Genomic DNA, 895 nt, shown 5'->3' with positions numbered 1-895 from the left:
GAATTAAGTAACGGAATAGAAATTAACGAACGTCCGCTAATAACGTATAAAAACGAACGCGCCCTAGCATCTTTTCACCATCTCCCCAACGGCTGGGTTATGGGCATTGTAACGCCTAAGGGACCGTACTATAAAAGCATATCCTATATGCTTCTAATACTAATTATATTGGGCACGGTGCTTTCATCAGTGCTGGTTTTTGTCCTGATTCGCGTTGACGCGGCAAGAAATAAATCGGACTTAGAAAACAAACACAAAACTTCTTTCTTAGCAAACGTGAGCCACGAAATACGCACTCCCATGAACGCTATTATCGGCATGACGGATCTTTTAAGTTACGAACCGCTTAACAGGCGGCAGATGGGTTTTATCAACGATATTAAAGTTTCAGCTCACTCTCTTCTTTCTATTATCAACGATATATTGGATATGTCAAAAATTGAGGCGGGTAAATTGGAGCTTAACCCGATCAATTACGATTTTCATTTGCTTTTGGATAATGTTCATTCCATGTTCAGCTATGTTACAAAAAAGAAAGGCCTTGAATTTAAATATGAAACCGAAGGGAAGATGCCCCGTTATCTGTACGGCGATGACATAAGGCTTAAACAGGTACTGACAAATATTTGCGGAAACGCGGTTAAGTATACCGAAAAAGGTTATGTGAAATTCAAAGTAACCGCCGTCGATGATAAACTTACGTTTGAAATTAAGGACTCAGGCGTTGGAATGCGTAAGGAAGACCTGCCGAAACTTTTCAATACTTTCCAGCGGATCGAGAATGAAAAGAACCGCACAATAGTCGGAACTGGTTTGGGGCTTTCAATCAGCAAGACTTTTGTTGAAATGATGGGCGGAAAAATAATTGTTGACAGCGAGTATGAACAGGGAAGCG

General features: G+C 40.7%; 1 protein-coding gene. It reads left to right on the top strand.

Annotation, left to right across the window (positions count from 1 at the left end):
• A partial coding sequence (locus tag ACYVRH_RS13465) for a sensor histidine kinase (RefSeq protein WP_461257405.1) occupies window positions 1-895 on the top strand: 895 nt, incomplete at both ends.

This window comes from Treponema sp. R80B11-R83G3 (genome assembly GCF_054786115.1).
This window is presented reverse-complemented; position numbering and strand designations above follow the sequence as displayed.